The organism is Micromonospora tarensis, from assembly GCF_016803395.1.
Lineage (GTDB): Bacteria > Actinomycetota > Actinomycetes > Mycobacteriales > Micromonosporaceae > Micromonospora > Micromonospora tarensis.
Genome location: NZ_JAEVHL010000269.1, coordinates 1 through 8,398, shown reverse-complemented (window position 1 = coordinate 8,398; position 8,398 = coordinate 1). Strand labels below are relative to the sequence as shown.

Here is an 8,398-nt window from a genome sequence, read left to right as displayed (position 1 = left end):
CGGCGTCCACGTCGGTGCGCCGCGGCGGCTGCGGGCCTACCGGACTGGCCGCCGCCGGCGGTCGAGACCCCTGGCACCTGCACCCGAATGGTGAGCTGGCGGTACGCCCCCCGGTCGCGTCCGCCCCGGACGCGTTCCGCTACGACCCCGCCGACCCCACCCCGTCGTTGGGTGGGCCGCTGCTGGTCGCCCAGCGGGCCGGTCCGGTGGACAACCGGCGCGTCGAGGCCCGTCCCGACGTGCTGACCTACACCAGCGGCCCGCTGACCCGACCGGTCGAGGTGATCGGCCCGGTCCGCGCGGAGATCCACGTCCGCAGCGATCTGCCGCACCTGGACGTCTTCGTCCGACTGTGCGACGTGGACCGTCGTGGTCGATCGTGGAACGTCTGCGACGGTCTGGTGCGGGTCACCCCCGAGCGTTTCACCGCCGACGAGTCCGGCGTGCTGCGGATCGTCGTGTCGCTGTGGCCGACCGCGTACCGGTTCGGTGTCGGGCACCGGTTGCGCGCGCAGGTCGCCGGCGGGGCCCATCCCCGGTGGGCGCGCAACCCCGGCACTGGGGAACTCCTCGGCCAGGCGGTGACGCTGCGTGCCGGTTGGCGGCAGGTTCTGCACGACCCGGCGCACCCCTCGGCGGTGCTGCTGCCGATCGTCCACTCTGACCCGGCGCAGCCTCCATTCTGAACAAACCCGTCCTGAGCTGGGCGTCTGCCGGAATCGCGGGCTATGGTTGAGTCAACGCCCGGCGCCGTGCACCAGTAGGCCGGGCTCGTCCAAAGCCCTACACCGCGTACGCGGTGTGACGTCGTGCCCGGTCCCCGCCCAGCAGAGAGGGGACCCCATGACCCGGGCCCCGGCTAACCTCCTGGCCGTCCGAAGTCTGCTCCTCACCCACCTCGACAACGCCCCCGGGCCGAACGATCTGGAGCCGTCGGAGGTCGGCATCGTCGGCGACCCGGCCCACCGGGGCGGCTACCACTGCGGATCCGACCGGGTGGTTCCCGGCGACTACTCGGTGGTCGAGTCTCCCCGGGACCGGGCCGGGCTGACCCTGGACGCGGCGGCGCTGGACGTCGGCCAGTTCGACGTCCGCTCCGGTGGTCGAACGAACACCCTGGCCAGCTTCTCGGTCTGGTGTGTCGCGCAGTGCGCCGCGAACGCGGCCGACACCCGGGACATCCGCGAGATCATCTACAGCCCCGACGGCACCACGGTGAAGCGGTGGGACCGCCTCGGCAAGCGCAGCACCGGCGACAGCTCCCACCGCTGGCACACCCACTTCAGCTTCTTCCGCGACGCCATCAAGGCCGGCCGCGACCAGCGGCCGTTGTTCCGCCGCTACCTCAGCTCCATCGGACTGTTGGAGGACGACATGACCCCCGAAGAACACAACTGGCTGGCGACCGTCCACAAGAACCTCACAGTGCTCGACGGTCGCAACCCGGTCGGGCAGATCTACACCCGGATGGCGATGGGTGAGGACGCGACCGTCCGCAACTACGTGCCGGCGCACCCGACGCTGAGGTCGATCGCCGCGCAGGTCAGCGCCGTGCAGGCGGCGCTCGCCACGCTGGCCGACCAGGACTTCACCGACGAGCCGGCGATCGTGCAGGGCGTGCTGGCGTCGCTGACGCCGGAGAAGATCGCCGCGGCCATCCCGCCCACGATGGCCCAGCAGGTGGCCGACGAGTTGGCCCGCCGGCTGGCCGCCTGAGAGCGGGGGCGGCCCGGAGCCGGCGGGGCCGCCCCCGCTTCGCAACAACTCTTTAGCAATAAGAGTTGCGCAATGATCGTTGCGGATGCCAGGCTGTCCGCATGGACAACTCCGACGTACGTCAGGTCACCGACTCTCGGGTGCTGGCGGCCATGGCCCACCCACTGCGCCGCCGGCTGATGGACGTGCTCAAGGTGCACGGGCCCTCGACTGTCGGTCTGTTGGCCGAGCGCACCGACCAGGCCCCCGCCAACGTCAGCCACCACCTCAAGGTGCTCGCCGCCGCGGACCTGGTCACCGAGGCGCCCGAGTTGGCCCGGGACCGGCGCGAACGGTGGTGGCGTCTGGTCACCCGGGGGCTGCGCTGGTCCAACGCCGACTTCGACACCGACCCGGCCTCCCGGGCGGTGGCCGACGCCGCCACCTCGCTCAACCTCGACCGGCACGTCGCCCTGGCCCGGGCGTGGCACGCCGCGGACGAGACCACCCAGGCCACCTGGAACGACGCCGCGTTCTCCACCGACCACTGGCTGCGCCTCACTCCCGACGAGTTGGCCGAGCTGAGCCGCGAGATGATCGGGGTGCTCGCCCGCTGGGCCGACCGGGACCTGCCCGACGACGACGCCGACCGTCGACCGGTCTTCGTGTTCGTGCACGGCGTACCGGCCCGCCCGTGACCACCGCCACCCGCAGCTCCCCGCCCAACGTCCGGCCGCCCGGCGGACTGCTGCGGCACCGGGACTTCCGGCTGCTCTGGGCCGGCCAGGCGGTCAGCGGCGTCGGCAGCAACGTCACCACCGTCGCGTTGCCACTGGTCGCGGTCGCCGTCCTCGACGCCGGCACCTTCCAGGTGGCGGTGCTCACCGCCGCGGCCTGGCTGCCCTGGTTGCTGATCGGCCTGCCGGCCGGCGCGTGGGTCGACCGGCTGCCCCGCCGACCGCTGATGGTGCTCTGCGACCTGCTCTGCGCTGTGGCGTTCCTCAGCGTGCCGCTGGCCGCCCTGCTGGACCGGCTGACCGTCGTGCACCTGCTGGTGGTCGCCCTCGGTGCGGGCGCCGCGCGGGTCTTCTTCGAAACCGCCGACCAGGTGTACCTGCCGGTGCTGCTCCGCCCCGAGCAACTGTCCGAGGGCAACGCGAAGCTACAGGCGACCCGGACGATGAGCTACGTCGTCGGGCCCGGCCTCGCCGGCCTGATCGCCCAACTCGTCGGCGCCGTCGCCGCGCTGTTGCTGGACGCGCTCACCTTCCTGCTCTCCGCCGTCCTCCTGCTGCGGATCCGCACCCGCGAACCACGGGTACGCCGGCCGGACCGATCCCGGTCACTACGCCAGGACATCACCGAGGGCCTGCGCTTCGTCGCCCGGGACCCGTACCTGCGGGTGCTGACGGTCTTTGGCGCGGCCAGCAACATCGGCCTCACCGGCTACCAGGCGCTGCTGGTGGTCTTCCTGGTCCGCGAGCTGCGGCTCGAGCCGGGCCTGGTGGGCGCGCTGGTCGGGCTGATGAGCATCGGCGGAATCATCGGCGCGCTCCTCGCCACCACGCTCGCCCGGCGCTGCGGCACCGCGCGCGCCATGCTGATCGGTGCGGCGTTCACCGGGCCGCCCGCCCTGCTCATCCCACTGGCCGCACCCGGCATCGGGTTGGTCTGGCCAGCCGTCGGAGGTCTGCTAATCAGCCTCGGGGCGGCCATCGGCAACGTGGTCAAGGGCGCCTTCCGGCAGACCTACACGCCGCACCACCTGCTGGGCCGGGTGACGGTGAGCATGCAACTGCTCAACTACGGCACGATCCCGCTGGCAGCCGTGCTGGCCGGGGCGATCGGCGCGCGCTACGGCGTTGGCACAGCAATTGGCGTGATGACCGCCGGACTGGCGCCCACCCCGCTGATTCTGCTGATCGGACCGATCCGAAGGCGGCGGGACCTGCCCGCCGCCCCGGTGGCGTCTTGAGTGCGCTGCGACGGCGGCCGGAGACCCGGCCGCCGTCACCGGCACGGAACTACATCGGGCGGACGTTGTCCGCCTGCGGACCCTTCTGCCCCTGGGTCACCTCGAACTCGACCTTCTGGCCCTCGTTGAGCTCCCGGTAGCCGCTCGACGCGATGGCGGAGTAGTGGACGAAAACATCCGGCCCTCCACCGTCCTGCTCGATGAAGCCGAAGCCCTTTTCCGAGTTGAACCACTTAACCGTGCCGGTTGCCATGCATCTCTCCCTGTTCAAAGCGGCTGACCACCGGCCTCTGGCCGATGATCGCCCCGTACCTGTTCGACAGTAACGGGCAAAACCCCGATCCGCTGGCCGAAGTGCCGTAGGTCTTTGGGTGAAGTCGGGTGAACTCTGCGCGCCGGCATGCGAAACCCGCACCGATTAACCGCCGCTGGGGCATGCTTGCGCCGATGAGAAGAGCCGCAGCCGACGCGCTGACCGAGCTGGAACGCGAGATCGACGCGCCCGGCGCAGGCCTGGACCGGCTTCGGTTGGTGCCCACCCCGTTCGTCCCCGAGGTAAGGCTGCACCTGGCCGAGGACGCGATCGTCTGGTGGGCTCGGATGGAGGCCGCCGCCGGGCACGCCCTGCCCGCGCCGTACTGGGCATCCGCCTGGGCCGGCGGCCAGGCCCTGGCCCGCCACCTCCTCGACCACCCGGAGCTGGCCGCCGGTCGACGCGTGCTCGACCTCGCCGCCGGGTCGGGACTGGTCGCCATCGCCGCCGCGCTGGCCGGCGCCGCGACGGTCACCGCCAACGACATCGACCCGTACGCCGTGGCCGCCGTCACGCTCAACGCGCGGGCCAACCGGGTCACCGTGGACGCCACCGCGGACGATCTGCTCGACGGCACCGGAGCCGACGCCGACCTGGTGGTCGCCGGCGACGTCTTCTACGACCGGGCGATGGCCGACCGGGTGCTGCCGTTCCTGGAACGGGCCGCCGCCGCCGGTGCCGACGTGCTGGTCGGCGATCCAGGTCGGGAACATCTGCCGGCGAACCGACTGGCCGTGCTGGCCGACTACCCGGTGCCCACCACCGAACCGGCGGTCGACTCCTCGCTACGCCGGGTGCAGGTGCTGCGACCCGTCTGAGCTGACGACCCGTCTCAGGGACGACCCCGAGGCGGATACCAGGGGTCGCTGGGGGCTGCGACCCGATGTCCGCAGTGGTGCGACGGCCATAGCGTGATGCCATGACGCAATGGCTGGCCCAGATCGGCGAACTACCGATTCTGCTGCTGATGGGCGCGCTCGGGCTCGTCATGCTCTTCGACGCCGTACCCCTGCTGGGTGTCCTGGTCCCCGGCGACGTCGCGATCCTGGCCGCCGTCGGGGTGGGCCGCCCGACCACCGGGCTGGCCACCTTCGCGGCGGTGCTGGTCGGCTGTCTCGCCGGCTGGTCGCTGAGCTTCCTGATCGGTCGCCGCTACTCCGAACGGCTGCGCCACAGCCGGGTCGGCGGCTGGATCGGCGAGACACGATGGGCGGCGGCAGAGGGGATCCTGCGCCGCGGTGGTGGCCGGATGATGGTCGTCGCGCCGTTCCTGCCGGTGTTCAACGCGCTGCTCCCGCTGGCCGCCGGCGGGCTGCGGATGTCGTACCGTCGATTTCTCGGTTGCGCGACGCTCGGCGCCGCCGCCTGGGCCGGCCTCTACCTCGCCCTGGGCACCGCGTCGCGGTCGCTGGCCGGCCTGCTGCCCGGGGAGCCCAGCCCGCTGCTGGTCACGATGGGGGTCGGGCTGGTGCTGGCGTCTGTGGTGTTGCTGGGGGCGCGTCGCCGGTTGTTCGCTGTTGCCTCTTGATCGTTCGTGGTTGCGGTGGTGGGACGGGGGACCGCCGTGCCCGGCTCCGGGCGGTCAGGCTTGATCCTCCGCCGGACACGGCGGCGCCCCCGTCGTGGTCGGCCTCAGCCGGCTCGTGCCGCCGCGGCGGTGGGTTTTTGATCTTCTGTGGTTGTCGGTGGGCGTTTGGTGACCCTCGTTTGATGGGTTACCAGCCTCTCGCTCTCCACTGGGGGAGGGCGGGGCGTTCGGCGCCCAAGGTGCTGTCCTTGCCGTGGCCCGGGTAGAACCAGGTGTCGTCCGGGAGCCGGTCGAACAGCTTGTGCTCGACGTCGTCGATCAGCGCGGCGAAGCGCTCCGGGTCCTTGTCCGTGTTGCCCACGCCACCGGGGAACAGACTGTCACCGGTGAACAGGTGCGGGGTGCCGGTGGGATCGCGGTACAACAGCGCGACAGAGCCCGGGGTGTGCCCCTTGATGTGGATGACCTCCAGCGCGCAGTCACCGACCGACACGGTGTCACCCTCGGTCAGACGCTCGGCCTCGATCGGCAGCCCCGCCGCGTCGTCGGCGTGCACCAGCGCCCGGGCGCCGGTCTTGGCGACGACCTCCTCCAGCGCCACCCAGTGATCCATGTGCTGGTGCGTGGTCACCACGGCACTGAGCCCGCCGTCGCCGATCAGCTCCAGCAACCGGGGCGCCTCGTTTGCGGCGTCGATCAGCACCTGATCGCCGGTGCCCGTGCAGCGCAACAGGTACGCGTTGTTGTCCATCGGACCCACCGACAGCTTGCTGATGGTCAGCCCGTCCAACTCCCGTACCGCCGGCGCGCCGCCGGGGCTGACGTCTCCGCTGTATGTCATGACGTGTTCAGATCCATTCCGGTGGAGTGGGTAGGGGACCGTCAGGGGTGACGGAGAGCAGGGCGCCGTCGGCACGGCCGATCAGCCAGGCGGCGAGATCGGAAACGGGACCGGCGACGGTCGGGGCGCCGACGCGATCCCCGATGACCACCTCGTGCCCGCTGCCGTCGAGGCGGAGCACCAGCGACGGCGGTGTCGGCCCGTTGGCGTGGTGGCTGGCGACCTCGCGCAACAATCGGTGGGCGAACGTCTCCGACCAGTCGGTGGGGCGGTAGCCGGCGGCCAGGTCGAGGTGGTGCACCTCGATCTCGCGCAGCCGGCCCCAGACCAGCAACGCGGCCGGCCACGGGCCCTTGCGCGCCTGCACCGTCGCCGCCCACGCCTCGGCCGGCATCGCCGCCACCGCCTCGGCGAAACGGTCCGCGGTGCGCCGCAGGTCGTCCAGGTGCCCGGCGGGTGGCGGCTCGACCCGATCTCGATGTCCTCCGCCCGGGCCGCCAGCGAGGCGTACATCGGCAGCTCCCGCCCGGTGCGGGCGGCGGTGAGCAGGTTGACGAAGCCGTCGGCGTTGCGGGCCAGGTGGGCCAGCACGTGGCCGCGCGTCCAGTCGGGCAGCAGCGACGCGCCGGCCAGGTCCGCGGCGTCGAAGGACGCGGCGGTACGGAGTAGTCGGCTGGTGGCCGCGTCCACCTCGCCCATCAGCAGCAGCGGGTCCGTGGTCACCCGTCGACCCTAGCGGTCCGCCGTCGCGCCGTCGCCGGGGAAATCGCTTTCGGCGCGTCGGCGCGCGACCTACCGTCAGCGGCAGACGCGGCACCGGGACATCGGACGGAGGTGGTGATCATGCCGGACGTGGCACGCGTGTTCCGCCATCACCAGCTTCGACACCGATGAGGATGCCATGACGATCGATCTGACCGCCCTCGGCTGGGACGCCGATCGGGCGACGTACGCCGCGCGGCACGGCGAGCACCAGCCGGGTCGGGTGGCCCGGGTGGACCGGGGGGTCTGCACGGTGCTGACCGCACTCGGCCCGGTCCGGGCCAGCCTGGGCGGGGCGGTGCTGACCGTCGCCGCCCGGGACCCGTCCGCGCTGCCCTGCGCGGGGGACTGGGTGCTGCTCACCCACTGGCCGGACCGCCGGGTCACCGTGGAGGCGGTGCTGCCACGGCGCGGCGCGCTGATCCGGCGTACCGCCGGCAAGGACGCCAGTGGCCAGGTGCTGGCCGCCAACCTCGACGCCGCCGCCGTGGTGGAGCCGGTGCACCCCGAGCCGGACGTGGGCCGGATCGAGCGGCTGCTCTCCCTGGCCCACGAATCCGGCGCCCGGCCCCTGGTGGTCCTGACCAAGGCCGACCTCGCGGCCAACCCGACCGCGCTGGCCCGCCAGCTGGCCGCGGTCGCCCCCGGGGTGCCGGTGCTGCCGGTCAGCGCCGAAACCGGCACCGGGTTGGACCCGCTGCGCGCCGAGGTGGCGCCCGGCCGCACGCTCGGCCTGCTCGGGCCGTCCGGCGCCGGCAAGTCGAGCCTGGTCAACGCCCTCGTCGGGGCGGTGATGATGCCCACCCAGGCGATCCGTCGGGTCGACGGCAAGGGTCGGCACACCACCACCTGGCGGGCACTCGTCCCAATCCCCGGCGGCGGGGCGGTGATCGACACGCCCGGCGTGCGGGCGGTCGGCCTGCTCGACGGCGTCGCCGGGCTCGACCGGGCCTTCGCCGACATCGCCGGGCTGGCCGAGGGCTGCCGGTACGCCGACTGCGGCCACGACGGTGAGCCAGCCTGCGCGGTCCGGGAGGCGCTGCACAGCGGTGAGCTCTCCACCCGCCGGTGGGAGAGCTGGCGGCGGCTACAGGGGGAGATTTCCCACGAGAGCCGACGGCGGGAGACCCGGGTCGCGGCGGAGCGGCGCGGCGGGTGGCGGTCGGCCCGACGTCGCGCGACGCGGCCACCGGCGCCCGGGGGTTACTGACCGAGGTCCGCGGGCGGCCCGTGGTGCGGTGCAGCCCGTGGTGCGGGGGCCGGTGCCCGGGCGGGCGGGATCCG

Annotated in this window: 8 protein-coding genes and 2 pseudogenes; 7 read left to right on the top strand and 3 right to left on the bottom strand. The window is 72.7% G+C overall.

Translation table 11 applies throughout. The features are described from left to right. From JM949_RS30855 to JM949_RS30840, 4 genes and pseudogenes are all read left to right on the top strand, one after another. Nucleotides 1–686 (top strand): annotated as a pseudogene (locus JM949_RS30855) (CocE/NonD family hydrolase); the annotation flags it as partial. A 157-nt stretch (nt 687–843) separates the two neighbouring features. After that, complete coding sequence (locus tag JM949_RS30850; protein WP_203151632.1) at nt 844–1,716, top strand: hypothetical protein; 873 nt, start codon at nt 844–846, stop codon at nt 1,714–1,716. A 101-nt stretch (nt 1,717–1,817) separates the two neighbouring features. Continuing rightward, nucleotides 1,818–2,393, top strand: a complete 576-nt coding sequence (locus JM949_RS30845; RefSeq protein ID WP_203151630.1) for an ArsR/SmtB family transcription factor — start codon at nt 1,818–1,820, stop codon at nt 2,391–2,393. Next, nucleotides 2,390–3,670, top strand: a complete 1,281-nt coding sequence (locus JM949_RS30840; RefSeq protein WP_203151628.1) for an MFS transporter — start codon at nt 2,390–2,392, stop codon at nt 3,668–3,670. Before JM949_RS30845 ends, JM949_RS30840 begins: the two co-directional genes overlap by 4 nt. A gap of 49 nt (nt 3,671–3,719) precedes the next feature. Here JM949_RS30840 and JM949_RS30835 read toward each other — a convergent pair whose 3' ends face one another. Further along, the gene (locus tag JM949_RS30835; RefSeq protein WP_007462771.1) at nt 3,720–3,923 is read right to left on the bottom strand and encodes a cold-shock protein; all 204 of its coding nucleotides are present in this window, start codon (nt 3,921–3,923) and stop codon (nt 3,720–3,722) included. A 194-nt stretch (nt 3,924–4,117) separates the two neighbouring features. Between JM949_RS30835 and JM949_RS30830 the strand changes: the two genes are divergently transcribed. Beyond that, nucleotides 4,118–4,801, top strand: coding sequence for a class I SAM-dependent methyltransferase (locus JM949_RS30830; protein WP_309232411.1), 684 nt, complete (start codon nt 4,118–4,120; stop codon nt 4,799–4,801). A 101-nt stretch (nt 4,802–4,902) separates the two neighbouring features. After that, nucleotides 4,903–5,511: a DedA family protein gene (locus JM949_RS30825; RefSeq protein ID WP_203151625.1), complete on the top strand. Its 609-nt coding sequence runs from the start codon at nt 4,903–4,905 to the stop codon at nt 5,509–5,511. 187 nt (nt 5,512–5,698) lie between these two features. On the opposite strand, the gene JM949_RS30820 is transcribed toward JM949_RS30825, so the two are convergent. Next, a complete protein-coding gene (locus JM949_RS30820) occupies nt 5,699–6,352 on the bottom strand; it encodes an MBL fold metallo-hydrolase (protein WP_203151623.1) in 654 nt (217 codons plus the stop codon). Between the two features lie 7 nt (nt 6,353–6,359). Further along, a pseudogene (locus tag JM949_RS30815) lies at nt 6,360–7,051 on the bottom strand (maleylpyruvate isomerase family mycothiol-dependent enzyme). Between the two features lie 202 nt (nt 7,052–7,253). On the opposite strand from JM949_RS30815, the gene rsgA reads away from it, so the two are divergent. Beyond that, nucleotides 7,254–8,324, top strand: coding sequence for a ribosome small subunit-dependent GTPase A (rsgA, locus tag JM949_RS30810; protein WP_203151622.1), 1,071 nt, complete (start codon nt 7,254–7,256; stop codon nt 8,322–8,324). The last annotated feature ends 74 nt before the right edge of the window (nt 8,325–8,398 follow it).

Bases quoted from the DNA above. Each gene is read 5' to 3' on its own strand.
- JM949_RS30835 (WP_007462771.1), bottom strand. From the start codon at position 3,923: ATGGCAACCGGCACGGTTAAGTGGTTCAACTCGGAAAAGGGCTTCGGC.
- JM949_RS30820 (WP_203151623.1), bottom strand. From the start codon at position 6,352: ATGACATACAGCGGAGACGTCAGCCCCGGCGGCGCGCCGGCGGTACGG.
- JM949_RS30830 (WP_309232411.1), top strand. From the start codon at position 4,118: ATGAGAAGAGCCGCAGCCGACGCGCTGACCGAGCTGGAACGCGAGATC.
- JM949_RS30825 (WP_203151625.1), top strand. From the start codon at position 4,903: ATGACGCAATGGCTGGCCCAGATCGGCGAACTACCGATTCTGCTGCTG.
- JM949_RS30845 (WP_203151630.1), top strand. From the start codon at position 1,818: ATGGACAACTCCGACGTACGTCAGGTCACCGACTCTCGGGTGCTGGCG.
- JM949_RS30850 (WP_203151632.1), top strand. From the start codon at position 844: ATGACCCGGGCCCCGGCTAACCTCCTGGCCGTCCGAAGTCTGCTCCTC.
- rsgA (WP_203151622.1), top strand. From the start codon at position 7,254: ATGACGATCGATCTGACCGCCCTCGGCTGGGACGCCGATCGGGCGACG.